The following is a 22,489-nucleotide window of genomic DNA, read 5'->3' as shown; positions in this document are numbered from 1 at the left end:
GTTGTAGCAGCGCCACCCATGCCGTACCGCGCGCTCCGGCGAACGGCCAGGCGTCCAACGGAAGAACGTTCAGCCTGGCATGCACGGGGCGAAGGACGCGAGGGGTCCGTGGGGCGGGACGTGACGGAAGGGGAGCGGAAGGCGAGTGGAAGGCGAGCGGAAGGAGTGCGATGGCGGGGTGTGGCGGCGGGGCGTGACGGCGGCCGGGCGTCAGCCCTCGGTGAGGGTGATCCGGATGCCGATCGTGCCGCGCGTGCCGCGCCGCAGCCGACTGCCGAGCACCGTGACGACGCCGACCAGCCCGTACTTCTGCCGCAGCAGCGTCCGGTAGGCGGCGGTGCGCTCGGCGCCGAGGATCTCGGCGGTGGCCGGGACGGACTCCCCGGTCGGATTGCCGCGCAGGTCGCAGGGACCGACCAGGACGTCCGGGCGGTTGCGGATCCGCTTGACCTTCCACGAGTCGGTGACGGTCCAGATGCCGAGCGCCTCGCCGTCGCGCACCACCCACACCGGCGTCGGCACGGCGGTGCCGTCCTTCTTGAAGGTGGTGACCAGCAGGTAGCTGCCGGAGGAGAGGCCGACCAGGCGCTCAAGCCGCTCCTGCCGGCGCGGGTCGGGCTGGGGAGTGGTGCTCATGCGGGGCATTCTAGGTGGCCGGGACGGGCCCGGCCGCCGGGAGGGCGGGGGTCAGCCCCGGTGCCGGCGGCGGGCGGTGGCCGGGCCGCGGAAGCGGGCGGCGGTGGAGTGGGCGAGGGCTCGGGCGCGGCGGGTGAGGCGGTGGCGGGCGGGGCCGCCCACGGCGGTGGCGCCGCCGCTGGCGGTGGAGCCGCGGTGGGCGGGAGTGGTGGGTGCCGCCCCGGTGGGCACGGAGTAGGCGATGTGCGGGGCGTAGTCCGGGCGCGGGGGGACCGGGAGGCCGCCGGGGAGAACGGGGAGCGCGGTGGACCCGGCGGCGTGCGGGCGTCGACGGGTGCGCAGCCGGCCGGCGGCCCAGAGGGCGAGGGCCGTGCCGAAGGCGAGGGCGGTCCAGCCGGCCGGGCCGAGGGCGTGGTCGGCCTGCTGGATCGCGTGCGGCAGGACGCCGGAGGCCGGTTCCTCGGCGGCGGGGGCGGCGGTCGCCTCGGCGACGGTCTCCTCGACCAGTCGGCCGACCGGTTCGACCTTGCCGGCCGCCGCGAAGCCCCAGTCGAGCAGCGCGGACGCCTCGTCGTAGACCTTGGACTGCTGCTCCGGGTGCATCACCGTCACCAGCAGGGTGCGGCCGTCGCGTTCGGCCGCACCGGTGAAGGTGGCGCCCGCGTTGGTGGTGTAGCCGTTCTTCACCCCGATCAGGCCCGGGTACTTGCCCAGCAGGCGGTCCGTGTTGGCGATGTCGAACGCGGACCGCTGCCCGGTCGTCTTGTCCATCGCGCCGGGGAAGCGGGCGGTGCGGGTCGCGCAGTAGCCGCGGAAGTCGGGGTTGCGCAGTCCGGCGCGGGCGAACAGCGTGAGGTCGTACGCCGAGGAGACCTGGCCGTCCTGGTCGTAGCCCTCCGGGGAGACCACCCGGGTGTCCTTCGCCTGGAGGGCGGTCGCCCGCTCCTGCATCTGGGCGACGGTGCGGGCCAGGCCGCCGTTCATGTGGGACAGCACGTGCACGGCGTCGTTGCCGGAGGCGAGGAAGACGCCCCGCCAGAGGTCCTCGACCCGGTACGGCAGATTCTCCTTGATCCCGACCAGGCTGCTGCCCGCGCCGAGCGCGGCGAGCTCGGCGGGAGCCACCTTGTGCTCCAGGGCGCGGTCGAACTTCGGCAGCACGGTGTCGGCGAACAGCATCTTCAGGGTGCTGGCGGGCGGCAGCGGGAGGTGGGCGTTGCGCGCGGCGAGGATCTCGCCGGTCGCGGCGTCGGCGATCAGCCAGGACCGTCCGGTGAGGGTGGCCGGCAGGTCGGGTGCCCCGGTCCGGGGCGCGACCTGGACGGCGGGCCGGCCCAGGCGCTCGCCGCCGACCACGGCGGCCGCGTCCTGGGCGGAACCGGCCCCGCCCGCCGCCGCCCCTGCTCCGGGGGACGAGGAGGAAGGGGACACCGCCGCAGACACCGTCGGAGAGACCGCCGGAGAAGGGGACGGCGAAGGGGACGGCGAAGGGGAGGGGGCCGAGAACGCGGCGGGCGCGCCGGCCGCGAGGACCAGGACGGCGACGGCGCTGGCCGCCGCCGGTCTCCCGGCCCGGACGCGCCTGCTGACGTGGAGTGACCTCTGCTGCACACCGCGAACGTACCCGGACGGCCGCCGCCCCGCCCTGCCCGCTGCTCCGTCCGGGCCCTACCGGGCCGCCGGGCGGCCTGGTACGGTGCGGCGCATGACCTTCCTCTGTGCGTAGCCGACCCGACGCGACCGCGCCCCGACCGCTCGGGAGCCGCGCGGTCCTCCGGTGTCCCCGCACGCACACCTCCGGTGCCGCCCGCCGTGACCTTCCCGGCCCGCGGACCGGACCTCCCTGAGGACGTCCACCCATGCCTTCCACCGTTTCCGCGCCTCCGCGCGGCCCGTCCGCACGCCCCGGCTACCGCGCCGTGCTCGGTGCCCCGCACGCCGGGCGCACCTTCGCCGCCGCGCTGCTCGGCCGCCTCTCCTACGGGGTGGTTCCGCTCGCCCTGCTGCTCACCGTCCGCGAGGCCACCGGCTCCTACTCCGCGGCCGGCGCGGCGATGGCGGTGTTCGCGCTCGCCAGCGTCCTCCTCTCGCCGGTCCGGGCCGGGCTGGTCGACCGTCACGGTCCCCGGCGGGTACTGCCGCCGATGGCCGTGCTGTACGGCGTCCTGCTGCTCGCCGTGGTCGCGGCCACGGCCCGGCCGGGTACGGCCCCGGTGCTGGTCGGGGCGCTCGTCGTCGCGGCGGGCGCCTGCACTCCGCCGCTGGGTCCGGTGATGCGGACGTTCTGGCGGCGACTCCTGCCCGACCCGGCGCTGCTGCGCCGGGCGTTCGGCCTGGACGGCGTCGCGGAGGAACTGCTCTTCGTCACCGGTCCGCTGCTGGTCGGGCTGCTGCTTCCGGTCGTCGGCCCCGGTGGCGCCGTGGTCGTGGGCGCGGGGCTGCTGGTCGCGGGGGCCCTGCTGCTGGTCGCCTCGCCGGTGGCGGCGGGCGGACCGGACGGACCGGGGGAAGCGGACGGACGGGGTGAAGCGGGCGGACCGGGCGGACGGGGTGCGGCGGACGGCGCGAACGGCCCCGGGGTCGGGGCAGCGCCGGTCGGGCGCCGTCGCCGGACACCGCTCGGCGGCGGACGGGCGCTGCGCGCCGCCGTGCTCGCCTCCGCGGTGACCGGGCTGGCGCTCGGCGCGCTGGACCTGATGGTGCTCGCCTTCGCCGAGGACCGCGGCCGGCCGCAGGCGGTGGGCTGGATCCTGGCCGCGCTGTCCGCCGGCAGCGCGGTCGGCGGCCTCGGGCTGGGCGCGCTGGACCGCCCGGTGCCGAACGCCGCCCGGCTGCCGCTGTTCACCGCCGGCCTGGGGCTGGCCCTGGCGGTGGCCGGGCTGGCACCCGGTCCGGTCCTGCTCGGCGTGGCCGTCGGTGCGGCCGGGTTCTTCGTCTCGCCCGCCCTCACCACCGCCTACCTGGTCGCGGACGAGGCGGTCGCCCCGGAGGCCGGGACCAGGGCCGGCGCCTGGGTGAACACCGCCTTCAACGCCGGTTCGGCCGTCGGCGGCGCGGGTGTGGGCCTGCTGGTCGGGCACCTGCCGCTGCCGCTCTGCTTCGCCCTGTCCGCCGCCCCGGCGCTGGCCGCCGCGCCGGCGCTGCTGCGGATGCGCGACTTTGGTGGGCCCGGGCCGCGCCGAAAGTCGGATCCGGCCGGCGGCCCGGCTGCCTAACGTCGGGGCCATGAAGAACCTGCTGGGATTCGTGAGCTTCGTCCTGGTCGTCGGCGGCATCAACGGCCTCCTCGTCGACCATCTGTGGGGCCTGCACCTCTTCGGGTTCGTGCGCTACCTCGTCCCCGCCGACCACCGGACCGTCGGCTACCTGGCGCTGATCGCCGTGGGCGTCCTGCTGGCCGCCGGCACGGCGCTGCTCGACCGGCGGTCCGGCCGGGACTGAACGCGTGGCGGGCCTCCACCGGCCGGGCGGTGGGCCCGGGCGGCGGGTCGAGCGCCCGGCCGGGCGGTGGGCCGTCGGCGGGGAACGAACGGTCCGCCGCCGCCCGTTCTGCCGGGTGACGCGTCGTCGACGAGGAGGGCCGCATGACGAAGCAGGCGTACGGACAGATCGCGCACCGTCAGGTCGAGGTGAACGGAGTCCGGCTGCACGTCGCCGAACAGGGGGAGGGACCACTGGTCCTGCTGCTGCACGGCTTCCCGGAGAGCTGGTACTCCTGGCGGCACCAGTTCGCCCCGCTCGCCGAGGCCGGCTACCGCGTGGTCGCCGTCGACCAGCGCGGCTACGCCCGCAGCGAGCAGCCCGATTCGGTCGACGCGTACACCCTGCTGCACCTGGTCGGCGACGTCACCGCGCTGATCGGCGCCCTCGGCGAGGAGAGCGCCGTCCTCGTCGGCCACGACTGGGGCGCCCCGGTCGCCTGGAGCACGGCCGCGCTGCGCCCCGACCTGGTGCGCGGTGTGGCGGGGCTGAGCGTCCCGCCGCTGGCCACCCTCGGCCTGCCGCCGCTGGCGCAGGCCCGGGAGCGGTTCGGTGAGGGCTTCTACCAGATCTACTTCCAGCGCCCCGGGGTCGCGGACGCGGAGCTCGGCCGGGACCTCCACTCGACGTTCCGCCGGATGCTGTCCGGCGGCGGGGGCGCCCGGCCGGGCGGCGGGGGACCGCGGGCCTGGGTGATCGGCGAGGGACAGGCCCTGCTGGACGGCCTCCCCGAACCCGAGAAGCTGCCGGCCTGGCTCTCGGAGGCGGACATCGAGGCTTTTGTCGCCGACTACGCCGAGCACGGCGAGCGGGCGTTCACCGGTGGTCTCAACTGGTACCGCAACATCGACCGGAACAACGAGCTGCTGGTCGGGCTGGCCGGGCGGCCGGTGGAGGTCCCGGCCCTCTACGTGGCGGGGGACCAGGACATGGTCATGGCCCTGATCCCGGAGGAGGCGATGCGCGGGCTGCTGGAGCGACTGGCGCCGAAGCTGTACCGGCGGGTGACGCTTCCGGGTGTCGGTCACTGGACCCAGCAGGAGAGCCCGGCGGAGGTCAACGCGGCCCTGATCGACTTCCTCGGCCGACTGGACGGCTGAGACGGGGCTTTGGTGAAGGCGGGCGGTGGCGGGGGCGGCTCCTCGGCTCCGCCCGCCGTCCCCGCCCGCCGTCCCTGCCCGCCGTCCCCGCCCGTCGTCCCCGCCCGTCGTCCCCGTCCGTCGGCTCAGACCGTCCTCCCCGCCCGTCGGCTCAGACCGGGAGCAGGCGGGCGACGAACTCGCCCAGCCGGCGGGCGTTGCGGCAGCAGTGCATCGGCACCACCTCGGCGTAGGCGGGGGCGGCGGAGTCGCCGGTGCCCCAGAGGGCGGGCTGCTCCGGGTTGAGCCAGTGGACCTGGCGGGCGCGGGCCGCGATCAGCCGCAGGGCGGGCAGGTGCGGGTCCCGGTAGTTGTTGCGGGCGTCGCCGAGGATCAGCACGGCGGTCCGCGGACCCACGGCGTCCAGGTGGTGCTCGGCGAACTCACCGAGGGCCGAGCCGTAGTCGCTGTTGCCGTGGTGGCCCATCACCTTGGCCTCGGTGAGGATCCGTCGGGCCAGCGCGGCCGGGTCGCCGCCGCCGCGGGTGAGCAGGTCCGTCACCTCGGCGGTGCGGTTGACGAACGCGAACACCCGGACCTTGCTGAACTGGTCGCGCATCGCCTGGACCAGCAGCAGCGTGAAGTCGGAGAAGCCCGCCACCGAGCCCGACACGTCGCAGAGCAGCACGAGTTCGGGCCGGGCCGGACGGCGCAGCCGGTGGGCGGGGCGCAGCGGGACGCCGCCGGTGGAGAGCGAGCGGCGCAGGGTGCGGCGCAGGTCGATCCGCCCGCGCGCGGCCCGGCGCCGGCGCGCGGCCAGTCGGGTGGCCAGCTTTCGGGCCAACGGGTGGACGGCGCGGCGGAGTTCGACGAGCTGGTCGCGGCCGGCGGTGAGGAAGTCGATCCGGTCGGGGCTCGGCGCGACGGCCCGTTCGGCGAGGTGTTCGGTGCCGCGGAGCTCGGCCGCCCGGCGGCGGGCCTCGGTGGCGACCAGGGCGCGGAAGCCCTGGATGCGGCGGCGGATCTCGTCGGGCAGGACGTGATCGGCCAGGTCGGGAGCGGGTGCCTCGGCCGCGGGCCCGGCGCGCAGGGCCGCGAGCACGCGGGCCAGCAGGGTCTCCGGCGCGATCCGGCCGAGGGTCTGGTAGGCGGACCAGCCGTCGCTGCCGGGGCGCCCGGCCGCGCCGCCGCCGCCGTACCGGCCGAACGCCGCCACCGCCTCGCCGGCGAGCCCGGTCAGGGCGGCCCGGTCGTCGGCGGCGAGGGCCGCGACCAGCCGCGCCCGGAGGTCCTCGCGCAGAGAGGTCCGGTCCGGGTCCGCGAGGTCGGCGGGGCCCGGAGCGGCGGCGTCGGCCGGCTCCGGGGCCTGCTGCGCGGAGGCCCGGCGCACCGCCTCCGGGTCGCCGACACCGAGTGGGAAGAACAGGTCGAAGGTGGTGTCGAAGACCGTGCGCTGCCCGTCGGTGCGCAGGAGCGCGGCGGCGAGTCCGGCCCGGACCTGTTCGCGCTCGGCCAGGCCGAGGACGGCCAGGACGGCCGCGGCGTCGACGGTCTCGGAGGGCCCGATCCGCAGGCCGTGGGCGCGCAGCGCGCGCACGAAGGCGGTCAGCCGGGCGGCGAGGTCCGCGGGATCGCACGAGCCGGGGGAGGTGCCGGGGGAGCTGTCGGGGGACGGGCCGCCGGACGGGCCGGCCGGAGCCGACGGAGTCGGTACGGTCATGCGAGGGTGAGCTTCCGGGTGGCCTTCAGGATGTCGTCCTGGTGCTTCAGGACGACCCCGAGGGTGGCCCGGACGACCGTCTCGTCCAGGGTGTCGGCGCCGAGTGCGAGCAGGGTGCGGGCCCAGTCGACCGTCTCGGCGACCGAGGGGGCCTTGCGCAGCTCCAGCGCCCGAAGCGCGCCCACCACCCGGACCAGCGAGTCGGCCAGTGCCGCGTCCAGGCCGGGGACGCGCAACCGGACGATCCGGCGCTCCAGTTCGGCCTCGGGGTAGTCGAGGTGGAGGAAGAGGCAGCGGCGGCGCAGCGCCTCGGAGAGTTCCCGGGTGGCGTTGGAGGTGAGCAGGACGAACGGGCGGCGGCTCGCCGTGATGGTGCCCAGTTCGGGCACGGTCACCTGGTAGTCGCTGAGCACTTCGAGCAGCAGCGCCTCGACCTCGACGTCGGCCTTGTCCATCTCGTCGATCAGCAGCACGGTCGGTTCGTCGCCGCGGATGGCGGTGAGCAGCGGCCGGGTGAGCAGGAACTCCTCGCCGAAGATGTCGGTGCGGGCCGCGTCCCAGCCCTCGTCCCGCCCGGCGGTGATGCGCAGCAGCTGCTTGGCGTGGTTCCACTCGTAGAGGGCGCGGGACTCGTCGATGCCCTCGTAGCACTGGAGCCGGACCAGTCGGGCCCGGCCGAGTGCGGCGACGGCCTTGGCGAGTTCGGTCTTGCCGACGCCGGCCGGGCCCTCGACCAGCAGCGGCTTGCCGAGCCGGTCGGCGAGGAAGACCGTGGTGGCGACCTCCGTGGAGGCCAGGTAGCCGACCTCGGCCAGCCGTGCGGCGGTGTCGGCCACCGACTCGAAGAACTGCGTGCCCTCGCCGACCATGTCTGCCCCGTGTCCCCGTGGTCCGGTGTCTGTCGCCAGCACCCTACCCGTGGGTCACTTCGCTGTCCCGGACACGGCGTCACCGGCGCCGGTGACGCCGTGTCCGGGAGATGCGGTGCCGGGCGGCGGAGGGCCGGTCGGGATGCGGCGGCGGCCGCACCCCGACCGGTGTCGTACCGGCCCCGCCGGGTGCCGTCGTCCCGGCTCCGGCGGGGGCCGGTGGTCGGGCGGGAGGGTCAGTTGATGTAGACGTGCGGGCTGCCGGCCACCGAGCTGTCCTTCACCGGCCCGTAGGTGGCGCTGAAGTACCCGGTCGCGAAACAGGTGCTCGGGCCGGAGACCTTGGGCAGGGCCTGGGCGGTGAACCCGATGGTCTGGCCGACGTTGCTGGTGGTGCCGCTGATGCCGGCGGGGGCGCGGTAGACGCAGGTGATGGTGCCGAGGATGGTCTTCAGCACCACGGTGGTCTGGAGCGGTCCGACGGCGGTGGGGTCGAGCGAGACCGGGTTGCCCGGGGCGTCGCTGACCGAGTTGGTGTAGGGCAGGTTGTTGACGGTGATGCTCTGCACGGAGGTGACGCCGATGACGTTGGCGGTGCAGGAGCCGAAGGTCTGGGTGTTGAGCTGCTCGGTGGCGACACCGGGAGCGGCCGGGTTGGCGGTGACCTTCGCCGAGAAGGAGGAGGCGGCGCACTTGATGCCGCTGGTCCCGGTGGCGGTGGAGTAGAAGGTGGCGAAGCTGCCGGAGACCAGGTCGGCGGTGAGCACGTCGCCGACGGCGATGTCGGGCCCGCCCACCGAGGTGTGGGTGAGCACGGCGGAGCCGGCGGCCTGGGCGGGGGTCGTGGTGCCGGCGGCCAGCACCGCGGCGGCGGCGAGGGCGGTGGCTCCGAGGGTACGGCGGATGCGCATGAGGGTGTGCCTCTCCGGGCGAGTCGGGTGGGGCCCGTGCGGTCGGTGTGGGGGTGCGCGCGGCATCGTCGGCCGCGCCCGGCCGGGACGGGGAGCATGCGGGGTGGGGCGCCGCGAACGGCGACTCGGCGGGCCCGGCGCCACGGGCCCGCCCGTACGGCGCGGTACCGGCGGCACGACGTTGTGCGGCGGGTACGACACGGCCTGGACCGGCCGGAACGAACCGGCCGGGTACGGCTGAGTACGGCGGGGTACGGCAGGGTGGAGCGGAGGTGGAGCGGGAACGCGGCACCTCGGGGACGCGTGCGGTGCGGGGTGCAGGTCGGCGGCTGCCACCGCCGGGCATGCGTTCGCCATACTGAGCAGTCGGAACGCGTGCGGGTTTCCGGCGGCCTCGGCCGCGGATTGGAAACCCGTCAGTGTTGTAAACCTGATGTCGCGCCAATGTCAAGGCAGTACACAGGAGTTGGGGACGAAAGATGGCGATGGACCCGGATCTCCGTGGGAATGCCGACGTGGTCCTGATCCCCGGTGCGCGCACCGGGCGCGATCCGGCGCGCTCGATCAAGCGCGGTCCGAGCCGGCTGCCGCCGGGGGTGGTCGCGGCGACCCAGCGGGAGCGCCTGCTCGACGGGCTGGTCCACACGGTGGCGCAACACGGCTACCAGCGTGCCACGGTGAGCGACATCTGCCGCGCCGCCGGGGTGACCAGGCCGGTCTTCTACGAGCTGTTCACCGGCAAGGAGGACGCCTTCCTGGCCGCCCACCGGCACGGCACCGGGGTGGTGGTCCGGCGGATGGCGCGGGCGTTCGCCGCCGCACCGGACTGGTGCGGCGGGATCCGCGAGGCGCTCCGGGCGATGCTCGAACTGCTTGCCGGGGTACCGGCCTTCGCGACCATGGCGGTGATCGAGCTGGACGCGGTCGGCCCGGCCGGGCGCCGTGAGCGGGAACAACTCCTGATCCGGTTCCGCGCGTTCTTCGCCGAGATTCCCGAACTCCCCGACGGATTCGGTTCGGAGGCGATGGTCGACGCGGTGGTCGGTGGCGTCTACTCCACCCTCCAGCGCTGCATCGACACCGACCGCACGGCCGAACTGCCGGACCTGCTGCCCGCCTTGAGCCTGTTCTGCCTGGCGCCCTTCCTCGGTCCGGTCGAGTCCGCACGCCGTCTGGCCTCGGCGGCGCCGCCCCCGGACCGGGGTCGGGGAGCGGACGATGATCCTTCGTGCACCCGTATTGACCCGGTCAATACCGGGCAGTAGCTTCCCAGTTACCCACTGCGGCCCGACCGGTCCGCCCCGCTGCCGAGGGGTGGTCCGCCGCTGCCGTGCCGCAGAACGCTGTCCGCGCCAGGACAACGTGCCAGTGCCTGCCCGTCCCCATCACCCGAGGGAGCACACATGGCCACGTCCGAGGACGCCGCCCACCCGACCGAGGCCACCGAGGCCCCCGCGTCACCCGTTCAGGACAGAGGCCGGGTCCGGCTGAGGCGCACCGCGCTGATGGCCGTTCCCGCCGTCGCCGCCGGGGCGGTGCTGATGGCCCTGACCGCGCAGGGCGTGCTCGCCGCCCAGTTCGACATCTCCGGCATGCCCTTCGTCGTCACCGCCGACAGTCTGGACGGCGTCGGCTTCGAGCAGTTCGGCAGCCTGGACCACATGATCAAGGACAGCCCCAACGCCGGCGACACCGGCGGACAGGTGCTGGTCGCGGTCTCGGCGATCAAGCAGGCATCGCTCACCAAGCTGTGCCAGAGCGTCGAACTGGGCGGCATCAACCTGCTGATCAGGGCCGGTGACGCCGGCACGCCCGTCACCGCCACCGACCTCACCACCGACTCCGATCTGCTCTCCGGCGACGCGGAGTTCAAGAACATCGAGATCGGCGGCGACGCGAGCACCTACACCAAGGCCGGCGTCCAGGGCCTGCCCGGGGTCTTCGGCCAGCAGGCCGACACGGTCAGGATCGTCAACCTCCGGCAGCACAACTACGCCACCACCGCGGGCGCCTTCAAGCTGCCCAACCTTCGGCTGAGCTTCAGCTCCGAGGGCTGCTGACGGTGGCGGCACCCGAGCCGGGGGCACCGGCCGAGGCTGAGGCGCAGGCGGAGGCACAGGTGGAGCCCGGAGCGCAGGCGGGCCCTGGAGCACAGGCGGGGCCCGATGGACGGATGCCCCCCGGAGCACCGGCGGCGGCGCTCGAAGGACAGGCGGGGCCTGCGGCACAGGCGCCGCCGAAGGCCCGGGCGGGTGCGGTCGCCCGGGCCCGGAGGTCCTGGCGCGGCTGGCGGGGCCGGCGGCCGTTCTGGGGCGGCGTGCTGGTCCTGTTCGGCGGCGCCGAGATCCTCTTCACGGTGCGCGCGCCGCTTCCCGTCGTCCTGCACATCGGGATCCAGGGGCTGGCCGGCTACCTCGTTCCGGCGGTGATGGTGCTCTGCGGCCTGCTGATCCTCTTCAACCCGGCCCAGCGGCTGTTCTACTCGATCCTCGCCGTGCTGGCCTCGCTGGGCAGTTGGCTCACCTCCAACCTCGGCGGCTTCCTGCTCGGGATGCTGTTCGGCGTGATCGGCAGCTGCCTCGCCTTCGGGTGGCTGCCCGACCAGCCCCCGCGCCGCCGCTGGCTGCGCAGGGACCGGAGCGGACGCAAGGCCGCCGACCCGGCCGGCGTCTGAGGCGGCCGTGGTGGGCGTCGGTCGCGGCCGGTGACCGACGCGCGCCACGGCCCACCGGGCCGGCGCCCCGCCCCCGGCGAAGGGAGAGCGCCGGGGGCGGGGCGCCGTCGGCTCGTCCCGGTCGGCCGGTCGGCCGGTCGGCCGGTCGGCCGGTCGGCCGGCGTCAGATCGTCGCCGCGTCGATGACGAAGCGGTAGCGCACGTCGCTCGCCAGCACCCGCCGGTACGCCTCGTTGATCCGCTCGGCCGGGATCACCTCGATCTCCGCGCCGATCCCGTGCTCGGCGCAGAGGTCCAGCATCTCCTGGGTCTCCGCAAGGCTGCCGATCATCGAGCCCGCGATCGAGCGCCGCCCCATCAGCAGCGAGTGCGCGAACACGCTGACCGCCCTTGCCGGCGCGCCGAGTTGGACCAACGTGCCGTCGGTGCGCAGCAGGCCGAGGTAGGCGCTCAGGTCGAGGTCGGCCGAGACGGTGTTGAGGATGAGGTCGAACCGTCCGGCCAGCTCGGTGAACGTCGCCGGGTCGGAGGTGGCGCGGTAGTCGTGGGCGCCGAGCCGGAGTCCGTCCTCCCGCTTGCCCAGCGACTGGCTGAGCACCGTGACCTCCGCGCCCTTGGCCCGGGCGAGCTTCACCCCCAGGTGGCCGAGCCCGCCGAGCCCGACCACGGCGACCTTCCGCCCCGGCCCGGCGCCCCAGTGGCTGAGCGGCGAGTAGACCGTGATGCCCGCGCAGAGCAGGGGCGCGGCGCTGTCCAGCGGCAGCGCGTCGGGAATGCGCAGCGCGTAGTGCTCGTCCACCACCAGCTGCCTGGCGTATCCGCCGTAGGTGGGGGCGCCGTCCCGGCCGCGGCCGTTGTAGGTGAGGACGATGCCGTCCCCGCCGGTGCAGTACTGCTGGAGTCCGGCGCGGCAGTTGTCGCACTCCCGGCAGGAATCGACGAAGCAGCCGACGCCGACCCGGTCGCCGGCCGACCAGCGGGAGACGGCGGAGCCGACCGCCGCGACCACGCCGGCGATCTCGTGGCCCGGGACCATCGGGAAGATGCCCGGACCCCAGTCCTCGTCGACCTGGTGGATGTCGGAGTGGCAGATGCCGGCGTAGCGGACGTCGATGAGGATGTCGTGCGCGCCGAGGGCCCGGCGCGGCACGGTGGTGAGCTCCAGCGGTGCCTTCGGGGCCGGGGCGGCGTAGACCGCGATCCGGCCCGGGCGGTCGGGGGCCTCCGTCGCGGCGGCGCTCCCGGTGCCGGCGGTGTCCTCGCCGGTCGTACCGGTCGTACCGGTCGTGGAGTTCGCGGCGATCGTCGTGGTCGTCGTGTTCGTCATGCCCCAAGACTCGGCCCGCCGTTCGGCGCGGGCCAGGCCAGTGATGGTCGTACGACGGCCGGTCCTACCACTGGCAGTATCACCCACGGCGCCCGGCGGCCGCGTCGGCCGGGCCCATACTGCTGGCATGGACCAGCGCACCGAGCTCAGCGAATTCCTGCGGTCCCGGCGGGCCCGGCTGCGGCCGGCCGATGTCGGCCTGCCCGACTACGGCGGCCGCCGCCGGGTCCCGGGGCTGCGCCGCGAGGAGCTGGCCCAGCTCGCCGGGGTGAGCACGGCCTACTACGTCCGGCTGGAGCAGGGGAACGGCGACAACGTCTCCACGGCGGTCCTGGAGGCGATAGCCCGCGCACTGCGGCTCGAACCGGCCGAGCGCGAACACCTGTTGCGGATCACCCGGCCGGTGCGCCGCCGCCCCGGGCGGGGCCGTCCCACGCGCACCCAGCAGGTCCGCCCCGAGCTGACGCAGCTGCTGGACGCGATGGAGGGTGTCCCGGCCTACATCCTGGGCCGTCGGCTCGACGTGCTCGCCTGGAACCGCCTCGGCAACGCCGTGATCGGCGACGTCGCGGCGCTGCCGCCGGAGCAGCGCAACCTCGCCTGGCAGGTGTTCCTCGACCCGGGCACCCGGAAGCTCTACCTGGACTGGGAGCGCAAGGCGGCGGACCTGGTGGGGATGCTCCGGCTCGACGCGGGCCGCGATCCCGACGACCCCCGACTGGCCTCGCTGATCGGCGAACTCTCGGTCAAGAGCGAGGACTTCCGACGGCTCTGGGCGGCGCACGACGTCCTGGACAAGGGGCACGGCGTCAAGGAGCTGCGGCATCCGGTGGTCGGCCGGCTGACCCTGCGCTACGAGACCTTCCGGCCGGCCGGCGACCCGGACCAGGTGCTGGTCGCGTACCACGCCGAGCCCGATTCGCCCTCGGCCGAGTCGTTGCGGCTGCTGGCGAGCTGGATCGCCACCGGGCCGCCCGGGGGCGCCGAGTCGCCGCGCCGCCCCGAACAGGAGGCGGTGTCCGGGGCCCCGTCCGACTCCGGTTCGCACCCGGGCCGGGGTCTGTCCGGCGAACCGGACGGGGCGTGATGCGCCGGGTGCGGACCGGACCGGCTCAGGCGATCGAGAACCGAGCGATGTCCTCGGCGAAGGGCGGGATCCCGACTTCCGCACGACGTGCGTCCACGCGCTCCGGTTCCTCGCAGGGCCACGGGATCGGCGAGCCGTCCTTCCTCCCGGCGATCCGGGTGCCGCTTCGTCGACGGGTCGTCAGTCCTCTTTTCGGTCCGCGCGTCGGGCCGGTGGTCCCGCTCGGCCGGGGTCCAACAGCCCTGGCCGTATCCCCGGGCGAGGCCGTTGACTGGATCCGTGCCGGGACCGGGCCGCTCCCTGCCCGGAACCGGTCGACGGCTCGCCCGATCTGTGAACGGCGTTGGTGCGGCGGACAATTGAGCGATCATCACCGCTGGTTAGGCTGCTCGTCATGCACACCACCAGCGCCACCGGCGAATACGATCGGCTGATCGCGCGTCATCACGCCATGCTGCTGCGTCGGCAGATCCTCGCCCCCGCGCCGTCCTTCTCCGCCGCGCCCGCCGATCCGTCCGCGCCCGCCGGTCCGGCCGGGCCCGCCGGTCCGTCCGCGCCGTCCGGTCCGGCCGGGCCCGCCGGTGGCGCCGACGGCTACGACGGGGCGGCCGACCAGCGGGTGATCCTCCGGGACCTCGCCCTGGTCGCCCCCTTCGGCGAGCTGATCGACCACCTCTACGCCTGCATGTTCCGCCGCCGCCCGTTCCTGCGCGCGCTGTTCCCGGAGTCCATGGAGTTCCAGCAGGCCCACCTGGAGCGGATGTTCGACCACCTGGTGGCACGGCTGCACCGGCCGGCCGATCTGGCCGACACCCTCACCCGGCTCGGCCGCGACCACCGGAAGCTCGGCGTCCGGCCGGTCCACTACGAAGCCTTCGAGGAAGCGCTCCGGGAGGCGATCCGGCACCGGGCCGGCGCGCGGTGGCACACCGGACTGGAGGCGGCCTGGGTGCGGATGCTGCGCTTCGCCGTCCGCGCGATGGTGGCGGGTGCCGAGTCGGCGCTCACCGAACCCCCGTACTGGCAGGCCACGGTGGTGGGCCACGAACGCCGCCGCCCCGACCTCGCCGTGCTCCGGGTCCGCACCGGAGAGCCGTACCCGTACCGGGCCGGACAGTACGGGACGGTCGAGCACCCGGCGCTTCCGCACACCTGGCGGCAGTACTCGATGGGCTGCGCGCCGCGCGCCGACAACGAGGTGGAGTTCCACGTCCGCCGGACCGGGCCCGGCGGCGTGAGCGCGGCCCTGGTCGGCGCCACCGCCGTCGGCGACCGCCTCCGGCTGGGGCCGCCGCGGGGCACGCTGATGCCGGCCGACGAGGGCAGGGACCTGCTGCTGGTGGCGGGCGGTACCGGGCTCGCCCCGATGAAGGCGATCGTGGAGCGGCTGGCGGAGCACCGCCCGCGCGGGCAGCGGGTCCACCTCTTCGTCGGCGCGCGGAACCGGGACGAGCTCTACGACTGGCCGGCGCTGGCCGAACTCTGCCTGCGCAAGCCGTGGTTGGAACTGGTTCCGGTGGCCGAGGACGCCGGCGGGGGCGGACCGGCCGGGCCGGGCGGGCGGCTGGCCGAGGCGGTCGGGCGGGCCGCCGACTGGTCCGAGCACCTGGCCTGCGTCAGCGGACCGGCGGGCCTGGTCGACGAGGTGCGCACCCGCCTGGCCGCCGCCGGAATGCCGGCCGCCCGGATCCACCACGACCCGGTGCTCGGCCGGTGCTGAGCCCCGGAGGACGGGCCGCCCCGTCCCGCTGCCCGCGACCGCCCGGTGCCGTCCGGCCCGCTACCGGTAGCAGTACGAGTCCGAGGAGGCGTCCCCGCCCGCCAGATGCGTCTGGTGCACCCGCAGCCCCCGGAACTCCGCGCCGTGCGGGAAGAAGCGGGTGTCCACGGTCATCCCGCCCGTCTCCGGATCGGCGTCCAGCTTGACGATCCACGGCTCGATGCCGTCGGGGTAGAACTGGTCGTCCCAGGCGCCGTAGAGCGAGTTGGTGAGGTAGACCCGCCGCCCGTCCCGGCTGACCTCGACCATCTGCGGCGCGCCGCTCAGCGGGCGGCCCGGCTCGGCCGGGTGCGGGGTCCTGGCCGCGACCCCGCCCAGCCGTACCGAGGCGGTGAGCAGCGGGTGGAACGGGTCCGACACGTCGTACTGGAGCAATTCCCCGGTGCCCCAGGCCGAGACGTACAGCCAGCGGTCGTCCACCGACAGATTGATGTCGGTCACCAGCGGCGGCACCACGCCGAAGGGCTGGAGCACCGGTGGCAGGTCCTCGGCCTTGGCCGGCTCGGCGGGTATCTCGATCACCTTGCGCGCGGTGAACGCCTCGCCCTGCCGGTACCAGAGCCAGACCGAGGCCGAGAGGTCCTCCACGTTGGTCACCACCCCGGCGAAGCCCCACTCGGCCTGCGGGTCGTGGGCCGGGCGCAGCTCCAGCACCATCTGGTACTGGTCGCCGAGGTCGATCCGCTGCAGGTGCCGACCGGTGTCCAGCTCCCAGAAGTGCAGCGCGTGCCCGTACTTGCGGCCGAGCAGCAGCTCCGGCACCACGCCGTCCTCGACCATCCACGGGGTGCCCCACTCGCTGGTGACACCCACGTTGCTGCCCAGGTGCCACCAGACGTCGTAGGAGAAGTTCTGCGAGCCGCGCTCGGTCTCCCAGGGGCGCAGCACGTCGAAGGTGGTGTGGTCGAGCAGGGCGACCCCGCCGGGCCCGTCGCCGCCCGCGGCCGCGCCCAGGCAGGACAGGAAGACGCCCTCCGGCCCGCAGTGCAGGGTGTGCGGGCGCGAGTACCCGGCTCTCGCGGCCAGTTCCTCCGCCTGCACCGTCTTCACGAGTCTCGGCCGGACCGGGTCGGGCCGGGTGTCCAGGACGTGCAGCCGGGACGACCGCAGCCCCGGCAGCAGCAGGTAGCGCCGCTCCGGGCTGTCGTGGCAGGCGTGGGCGAGGGCGCTGGAGCAGGCGTTCCAGCCGAAGTGGTGCAGTTCGTCGCCCACGTCGGGCATGTCGGTGAAGTTGAGCACGCGCCCGTAGCTCGGCGACTCCGGGTCGGTGTCGACGGTGATCAGCGCGTCCGGCCGCCGCGCCGACCGGTCGAACCCGGCGACGTAGGCGAGCTTCTCCGGTGGAGCGGCGATCGCCTCGGCGGGCGTGCGGTAGAGGGAGGGATCGCCGGGGCCGGACGGCCGGTCGTCCTGCGGGCCGTGTCCATGCGTCATGCTGGCTCCTCAACTCGCCTTCTCGGCAAGGTAAGTGACAAGGGCCCGGGTAGCCTCGCACGGACTCACGGGCGCACAGCAGGCGCACGGGGAGCGATCGGGGGGCCGGGGGCGGCGCACCCCCGACCCCCCGAACGGATCTTCGAATCAGTGCACCGCGAGCGGGAAGTACGCGCCCAACCAGCGGTCGAGCTCGGCGAACACCTGGGCGCGGGCGGTCTCGCCCGACAGCACCAGGTCGTGCATCCCGCCCTTGATCCGGACGATCGTCACATGGCGGCCCAGGTGCGGCCCGGCGGCCGCGATGTCGTCGGCGCGCAGGACGGCGTCCGCGTGGTGCAGCGCGGCGTGCCAGCGGGTGGTGGCGATCGAGGCGGTGGAGGCCATCAGCAGCACCGGCACGTCGATGCCGAGCCCGCGCCGCACCTCGCGGTGGCCGCGGTTGATCGCGGCCAGCCAGCCGGCGAACAGCGGCACGCCCTCGGCCGGCTTGAGCTTCAGGTCGAAGTCCCACTCGCCGCGGAAGTCCCGGTGCAGGCTGTGGACGTAGTGCGGGTTGAGCGCGGACGGCAGGACCCGGGTGGGCGAGATCCGGGCGATCGCCTCCAGGGCCGGGGCACCGAGGGTGCGCACGGCGGGGGAGGCCGGCATGGTCAGGAACGGGCTGTTGAGGAACAGCCCGTCGACCAGGCCCCGCCCGGCCCGGCGGCCCGCCCAGAGGGCGGCGATCAGCCCGCCGGTGGAGTGCCCGTTGACCAGCAGCCGGCCGTGACCGTCCTGCTCGCGGATGATCCGCACCGCCTGGTCCAGTTCCTCGTCGTAGGCCGTGAGGTCGCGGACGAAGTTCGGCGAGTGGTGCGCCCGCAGCGAGCGGCCGTACTTGCGCAGGTCGATCGCGTAGAAGGAGAAGCCGGCGGCCGTGTAGTGGTCGGCGAGGTGGGTCTGGAACCAGTAGTCGTTGTAGCCGTGGATGTAGAGGACGGCCTGGTCCGAACCGGGGACCAACCGGCGGACCAGTGTCGCCGTGACCTCGCCCTCCTCGTCCGGACGCAGCGGCAGCTCGGCCGCCTCGTAGGGGGCACCCAGGATGTCTTCGCGGAACTCCATGGCCACTCGCACCCAATCTCTGGTCGGATCTCTGGTCGGACTCCGGGTCGCAATCGCGGGCCGCCGGAACCCCGGCACCCGGACCCCCTGACGATACCGGCCGGTAGCCTCCGGTGTGACGGCGACTCGGGCGTGACGGTGACCTCCGGCGCGGCGCCTATGCTGCGGACATGCCCGAACTCCCCGACCAGCCCGCCCCGCCGCAGGACCACCCGGTCGACGAACCCGTACCCGTGCTGCGGGACACCGACCTCGGGCGGGCGAAGCTGCTCCCCGACGTCGACCACGACGGCGGCTGGCTGCTCACCCTGGACGACACCCCGCAGTCCTACGTCGACCTCGGCGACCCGACCCACCTGGAGTTCGAGTACACCCGGCGCCTCGGCCACCTCGTCGACGCGCTCGACGGGGCCGACGGGCCGGGGCACCCGGTCGACGGGCCGGGCGGGCCCGGGCGGCCGCTGGACGCCCTCCACCTCGGCGGCGGCGCCCTGACCGTGCCCCGCTACCTCGCCGCCACCCGCCCCGGCTCGCGCCAGCGCGTGGTGGAGGTCGACGGCCCGCTGCTCGACCTGGTCGAGCGGCACCTCCCCTGGCAGGGGCCCGGCGTCGACATCACCGCCGAGGTCGGTGACGCCCGCGAGGCCCTCGCCACCGCCGCCCGGACCGCGCCCGCCGGCCTGGACCTCGTCGTCGCGGACGTCTTCCACGGCTCCCGCACCCCCGCCCACCTCACCTCGGTCGAGTTCCTGCGCCTGGCCGCCGCCGTGCTGCGCCCCGGTGGCTGCTACGCGGCCAACCTCGCCGACGGCGCCCCGCTCGCCTTCGCCCGCGGTCAGGCGGCGACGCTGCGCGCGGTCTTCCCGCACACCTGCCTGATCGCCGAGCCGCCGGTGCTGCGCGGACGCCGCTACGGCAACATCCTGCTGGTCGGCTCCGCCGAACCGCTGCCGGTCGCGGATCTCGTCCGGCGGCTGGCCGGGGACATCTTCCCGGCCCGGCTGACCGACGGCGCCGACCTCGCCGCCTTCACCGGCCGCACCGCGCCGGTCACCGACGCCACCGCCACCGACTCCCCGCCCCCGCCGGAGGGCGCGTTCGGTGTCGGCTGACCGGCGCGCGGGAGCTCGGCCCGGCGCGCCGTGTCGCCGCACCCCCGGTTCACGCCCCCGGCGGTGTCAGAATCGGCGGGTCGTAGGGGGCACGGCCGTCGGAGGCCGGCCCCACCACCCGAGGGAGCGAGCGAGAGATGAGCGGCGCGGAGCGTCCGGACCTGGCGGCGGTGCCCGAAACGGCACTGTGGACCCTCTGGCAGCGGGCCGTCGAGGCCCGCCGACCGGACGCGCTGCTGCACGACCCCGAGGCCGTCGACCTGGTCGACCGGATCGACTTCCCGTTCGCGGAACGCTTCGGCACCAGCGGATGGCAGGCCCGCCTCCAGGCGCTGCGGGTCGGCTGCTTCGACCGCGAGGTGGCCGACTTCCTGGCCCGCGAACCGCGCGGCACGGTCGTCTGCCTCGGCGAGGGCCTGGAGACCCAGTACTGGCGGGTCGACAACGGCCGCGCGCGATGGCTCTCCGTCGATCTCCCCGAGGCCGTGGAACTGCGCGAACGCCTCCTGCCGCCCGGACCCCGACAGCGCTACCTGGCCGCCGACGCCACCGACCTCGCCGCCTGGGTCGGGGAGGTGGAGCGCGACCGCGCCGTCCTGATCACCGCCCAGGGCCTGCTGATGTACCTCCCCCCGCCGCGCGTCCGCGCCCTCGTGGCCGGCTGCGCGGAGCGTTTCCCGGGCGGCTCGCTCGTCCTGGACGCCGTCCCGCGCTGGTTCGCCCGCCTGACCCGGACCGGAAGGATGCGCACCCCCGGCTACCAGGCACCTCCCATGCCGTGGGGGATGGACGCCCGCGAGCGTGACAAGCTCCGCACCGCGAGCCCGCTCGTCACCGCCGTCCGCGACGTCCGCCCCACCGCCGACAGAAGCCTCGCCGCGACCCTGCTCCCGCTGACCCTCACCGTCCCCCCGCTCTCCACCCACCGCCCCACGGTCACCGTCCTGGACTTCGCCGCCCCGACCGGCTGAACGGTGGCCGGACCGGCTGAACGGCGCCCGGACCGGCTGAACGGCGGCCGGACCGGTTGAACGGCGGCCGCCGCCGACGGCCCGCGGGCACCCGGCCCGGTCCCGGTCGCTCAGCGGCTCCCCGTGAACTCGAAGGTGAACCCGACCAGCCCGTCGTCCGAGGTGCCCTTGGCGGTCAGCGAGGTGCTGGTGGCGGTCAGCTTTCCGGTGAGACTCGCGCCGACGGCGACCGAGTGCGGCATGCCGCCCGGGAGGGTGCCCAGCTCGGGGCGGCAGGGGACGAGCAAGGTGGCCCAGTTGACCAGGTTGAGGGCGGCGGCCTCGCGCACGTGGTTGTCGGTGAGCTGTCCGCGCAGGGTGCCGTCGTCCCAGGACAGCTTCCAGTAGGTCAGCAGGAGCGATCCGGAACCGGTCGCGACGGTGCCGGAGGTGCCGAGCGTCACCGCTCCCGTCTGCCCCGGTGGGCCGACGGAGAGGAGCAGCGAGAAGGGGTTGGTCTCGCGCCGTCCGCCGGCCTCCCGGGGGCGGTCCACGGAGAGCGAGGTGGACATCGAGTACGTCTTCGAGCCGGCGGGCCGCCGCGCGCCGGTGGACGAGCAGTAGTCGAACAACTGGACCGTGACCTTGGCGGTGCCCCGGTACTGGCCGCCCCACAGCTCGGACGCGCCCCCGGCCGGAGGCGCGCTGGTCGCGGTCCTGGTCGGCGTCGCGGTCCTGGTGGGGGTGGGTGTGGCACGGGGCGGGGCGGTGCCCGGGTCGGCCGACGGTCTGCTGCTCGGGCGGACCGTGCTCGGTGCGGCGGATCCGGTCGGGCTCGGGGCCGAGGGCCGGGCCGAGGTCCGGGGCGGAGTCCGGGTCGGGGCCGGCACGGAGGGCGTGAGGTCGGTGGTCGGGTCAGCGGTCGGGTCGGCCGTCCCGGTGGTGGTCACCGGCGGTCCGGCCGCCGCGGCCGCGAGGGACTCGGCGGACCCGCCGCCTCCGCAGCCGGAGACGAGGGCCAGGACCAGTCCGGTGGAGCCGGCGGCGAGGGCGGCGCGGTTGCGGATGCTGCGGGCACGGATCGTCACGGCGTCCCCCGATGGAGTCAACTGCCTTGATTGCCCTGGAGGTTAGAGCCTCACTTGGGTGGAACGGGGGCGGTTCGGCCGCCGTTCGGTGAACCGTGACCAATTCGATTCGGTGGCGTGCGCGAGCACGTCAAGAGGGGGCGGGCGGCAGTCGGGCCGCGGGTGGGCGGCAGCGGGGCGGCGGCCGGCCGGTGGCCGGCGTCGCGCGCCCGTGGGGCGCTCCGGCGCACGCCCCCGCGGGTCCGCGCCGGGAGGAGGGGCCGGCGGACTGCCCGGGGCGCGGAACCGCCGGGCGGCCCCGCACGTCGTACGCAGGGGTGATCGGCCAGGGGGACAGGCCGCCCGGCACGTTAGGCTGCCCTCTCGGGGAGCGGCCTGGTGCCGCCATTCGGACGACTGTCGAGACCGGAGCGCGGACCGCGGGGACCTGATCGGGACCTGGGCGGGCCCCGCCACGCGTCTCGTCCTGCCACGGAGGTACTGGCCTTGCTGCACATCGACGCCTGGATCGAAGGCGTACCACCGGGCGCGGTGTACGCCCTCGTTGCGCTGATCATCGGACTGGAGTCGCTGGGCATCCCGCTCCCCGGAGAGATCGCCCTCGTCTCCGCGGCCCTGCTGTCCGCCCGTGGCGTGGTCAGCCCGGTCTGGGTGGCGGTCTGCGCGATCGCCGGCGCGATCATCGGCGACTCGATCGGCTACTCGATCGGCCGCAAGGGCGGCAAGCCGCTGTTCGAGAAGCTCGGCCGCAAGTTCCCCAAGCACTTCGGCCCCAGCCACCTGGCGAGCGCCGAGCGCTCGTTCCAGAAGTGGGGCATGTGGGCGGTCTTCTTCGGTCGCTTCATCGCCCTGCTGCGCATCTTCGCCGGTCCGCTGGCGGGCGCCCTGAAGATGCCGTACTGGAAGTTCCTGATCGCCAACGTCCTCGGCGGCGTGGTCTGGGCCGGCGGCACGACGTGGCTGGTCTACCAGGTCGGCAAGGTCGCCGAGCAGTGGTTGTCGAAGTTCTCCTGGATCGGTCTGCTCCTCGCCGTCGCCGTCGGCGCGTTCTCGGCCTGGTTCATGAAGCGCCGGGCCGCGAAGGCCGCGCACGCCCTGGAGGCCGAGGGCGCGGCGAAGACCGTGGACACGGCCCCGACGGTCCCCGCGCCCGCCGCCGACTGACGGGCCCCGGGTCCACCCGGAAGCCGATCGCGCGAGCCGCCGCCCGGAGCCCGCTCCGGGCGGCGGCGTCC

General features: G+C 75.0%; 20 protein-coding genes. 11 read left to right on the top strand and 9 right to left on the bottom strand.

The genetic code is table 11. From position 1 onward, the window contains the following. Positions 1 to 210: 210 nt before the first annotated feature. Both ACIQ9P_RS33860 and ACIQ9P_RS33855 read right to left on the bottom strand, forming a co-directional pair. Positions 211 to 636 carry a PPOX class F420-dependent oxidoreductase gene (locus ACIQ9P_RS33860; RefSeq protein WP_402365073.1) on the bottom strand — a complete coding sequence of 142 codons (426 nt, stop codon included), beginning with the start codon at positions 634 to 636 and terminating at the stop codon, positions 211 to 213. A 51-nt stretch (positions 637 to 687) separates the two neighbouring features. Further along, a complete protein-coding gene (locus ACIQ9P_RS33855; RefSeq protein WP_402365071.1) occupies positions 688 to 2,067 on the bottom strand; it encodes a D-alanyl-D-alanine carboxypeptidase family protein in 1,380 nt (459 codons plus the stop codon). Positions 2,068 to 2,495: 428 nt separating this feature from the next. Between ACIQ9P_RS33855 and ACIQ9P_RS33850 the strand changes: the two genes are divergently transcribed. The 3 genes from ACIQ9P_RS33850 to ACIQ9P_RS33840 all read left to right on the top strand — a co-directional run bounded on the left by ACIQ9P_RS33850 (position 2,496) and on the right by ACIQ9P_RS33840 (position 5,216). Further along, complete coding sequence (locus ACIQ9P_RS33850) at positions 2,496 to 3,851, top strand: MFS transporter (protein WP_402365069.1); 1,356 nt, start codon at positions 2,496 to 2,498, stop codon at positions 3,849 to 3,851. A gap of 10 nt (positions 3,852 to 3,861) precedes the next feature. After that, the gene (locus ACIQ9P_RS33845) at positions 3,862 to 4,077 is read left to right on the top strand and encodes a hypothetical protein (RefSeq protein ID WP_402365067.1); all 216 of its coding nucleotides are present in this window, start codon (positions 3,862 to 3,864) and stop codon (positions 4,075 to 4,077) included. Between the two features lie 143 nt (positions 4,078 to 4,220). Beyond that, a complete protein-coding gene (locus ACIQ9P_RS33840) occupies positions 4,221 to 5,216 on the top strand; it encodes an alpha/beta fold hydrolase (protein ID WP_402365065.1) in 996 nt (331 codons plus the stop codon). Positions 5,217 to 5,367: 151 nt separating this feature from the next. Here the strand turns inward: ACIQ9P_RS33840 and ACIQ9P_RS33835 are convergent, their stop codons facing one another. The 3 genes from ACIQ9P_RS33835 to ACIQ9P_RS33825 form a co-directional block, all read right to left on the bottom strand. Then, positions 5,368 to 6,915 (bottom strand): VWA domain-containing protein, encoded by a 1,548-nt coding sequence (locus ACIQ9P_RS33835; protein ID WP_402365063.1) that lies wholly within the window; start codon positions 6,913 to 6,915, stop codon positions 5,368 to 5,370. After that, positions 6,912 to 7,784 carry an AAA family ATPase gene (locus tag ACIQ9P_RS33830; RefSeq protein WP_402365061.1) on the bottom strand — a complete coding sequence of 291 codons (873 nt, stop codon included), beginning with the start codon at positions 7,782 to 7,784 and terminating at the stop codon, positions 6,912 to 6,914. The genes ACIQ9P_RS33835 and ACIQ9P_RS33830 overlap by 4 nt, the downstream gene beginning before the upstream one ends. Positions 7,785 to 8,020: 236 nt before the next feature. Further along, the gene (locus ACIQ9P_RS33825) at positions 8,021 to 8,695 is read right to left on the bottom strand and encodes a Tat pathway signal sequence domain protein (protein ID WP_402365059.1); all 675 of its coding nucleotides are present in this window, start codon (positions 8,693 to 8,695) and stop codon (positions 8,021 to 8,023) included. Between the two features lie 515 nt (positions 8,696 to 9,210). Between ACIQ9P_RS33825 and ACIQ9P_RS33820 the strand changes: the two genes are divergently transcribed. From ACIQ9P_RS33820 to ACIQ9P_RS33810, 3 genes are all read left to right on the top strand, one after another. Continuing rightward, the gene (locus tag ACIQ9P_RS33820) at positions 9,211 to 9,960 is read left to right on the top strand and encodes a TetR/AcrR family transcriptional regulator (RefSeq protein ID WP_402365057.1); all 750 of its coding nucleotides are present in this window, start codon (positions 9,211 to 9,213) and stop codon (positions 9,958 to 9,960) included. Positions 9,961 to 10,098: 138 nt separating this feature from the next. Beyond that, positions 10,099 to 10,755 carry a DUF6230 family protein gene (locus ACIQ9P_RS33815; RefSeq protein ID WP_402365055.1) on the top strand — a complete coding sequence of 219 codons (657 nt, stop codon included), beginning with the start codon at positions 10,099 to 10,101 and terminating at the stop codon, positions 10,753 to 10,755. Positions 10,756 to 10,868: 113 nt separating this feature from the next. Continuing rightward, the gene (locus ACIQ9P_RS33810; RefSeq protein ID WP_402365053.1) at positions 10,869 to 11,369 is read left to right on the top strand and encodes a DUF6114 domain-containing protein; all 501 of its coding nucleotides are present in this window, start codon (positions 10,869 to 10,871) and stop codon (positions 11,367 to 11,369) included. A 163-nt stretch (positions 11,370 to 11,532) separates the two neighbouring features. Here ACIQ9P_RS33810 and ACIQ9P_RS33805 read toward each other — a convergent pair whose 3' ends face one another. Then, positions 11,533 to 12,696 carry an NAD(P)-dependent alcohol dehydrogenase gene (locus tag ACIQ9P_RS33805; protein WP_402365051.1) on the bottom strand — a complete coding sequence of 388 codons (1,164 nt, stop codon included), beginning with the start codon at positions 12,694 to 12,696 and terminating at the stop codon, positions 11,533 to 11,535. A 127-nt stretch (positions 12,697 to 12,823) separates the two neighbouring features. On the opposite strand from ACIQ9P_RS33805, the gene ACIQ9P_RS33800 reads away from it, so the two are divergent. Together ACIQ9P_RS33800 and ACIQ9P_RS33795 are read left to right on the top strand one after the other, a co-directional pair. Next, positions 12,824 to 13,783 (top strand): helix-turn-helix domain-containing protein, encoded by a 960-nt coding sequence (locus ACIQ9P_RS33800; RefSeq protein ID WP_402365049.1) that lies wholly within the window; start codon positions 12,824 to 12,826, stop codon positions 13,781 to 13,783. A 394-nt stretch (positions 13,784 to 14,177) separates the two neighbouring features. Beyond that, positions 14,178 to 15,503 (top strand): globin domain-containing protein, encoded by a 1,326-nt coding sequence (locus ACIQ9P_RS33795; RefSeq protein ID WP_402365047.1) that lies wholly within the window; start codon positions 14,178 to 14,180, stop codon positions 15,501 to 15,503. Between the two features lie 60 nt (positions 15,504 to 15,563). Here ACIQ9P_RS33795 and ACIQ9P_RS33790 read toward each other — a convergent pair whose 3' ends face one another. Beyond that, a complete protein-coding gene (locus tag ACIQ9P_RS33790) occupies positions 15,564 to 16,997 on the bottom strand; it encodes a selenium-binding protein SBP56-related protein (RefSeq protein ID WP_402365045.1) in 1,434 nt (477 codons plus the stop codon). Positions 16,998 to 17,144: 147 nt separating this feature from the next. Next, complete coding sequence (locus ACIQ9P_RS33785; protein ID WP_402365043.1) at positions 17,145 to 18,104, bottom strand: alpha/beta hydrolase; 960 nt, start codon at positions 18,102 to 18,104, stop codon at positions 17,145 to 17,147. 170 nt (positions 18,105 to 18,274) lie between these two features. Here ACIQ9P_RS33785 and ACIQ9P_RS33780 point away from each other — a divergent pair, with 170 nt between their 5' ends. Both ACIQ9P_RS33780 and ACIQ9P_RS33775 read left to right on the top strand, forming a co-directional pair. Beyond that, positions 18,275 to 19,216, top strand: a complete 942-nt coding sequence (locus ACIQ9P_RS33780; RefSeq protein ID WP_402365042.1) for a spermidine synthase — start codon at positions 18,275 to 18,277, stop codon at positions 19,214 to 19,216. 137 nt (positions 19,217 to 19,353) lie between these two features. Further along, complete coding sequence (locus tag ACIQ9P_RS33775; RefSeq protein WP_402365040.1) at positions 19,354 to 20,187, top strand: class I SAM-dependent methyltransferase; 834 nt, start codon at positions 19,354 to 19,356, stop codon at positions 20,185 to 20,187. A gap of 110 nt (positions 20,188 to 20,297) precedes the next feature. Here the strand turns inward: ACIQ9P_RS33775 and ACIQ9P_RS33770 are convergent, their stop codons facing one another. After that, on the bottom strand, positions 20,298 to 21,254 hold the full coding sequence (locus ACIQ9P_RS33770) for a hypothetical protein (RefSeq protein WP_402365038.1): 957 nt from the start codon (positions 21,252 to 21,254) through the stop codon (positions 20,298 to 20,300). 489 nt (positions 21,255 to 21,743) lie between these two features. On the opposite strand from ACIQ9P_RS33770, the gene ACIQ9P_RS33765 reads away from it, so the two are divergent. Further along, on the top strand, positions 21,744 to 22,418 hold the full coding sequence (locus ACIQ9P_RS33765) for a DedA family protein (RefSeq protein WP_402365168.1): 675 nt from the start codon (positions 21,744 to 21,746) through the stop codon (positions 22,416 to 22,418). Positions 22,419 to 22,489 lie beyond the last annotated feature (71 nt).

The organism is Kitasatospora sp. NPDC094019 (assembly GCF_044764505.1).
In the GTDB taxonomy this organism is placed as follows: domain Bacteria; phylum Actinomycetota; class Actinomycetes; order Streptomycetales; family Streptomycetaceae; genus Kitasatospora.
This window is presented reverse-complemented; position numbering and strand designations above follow the sequence as displayed.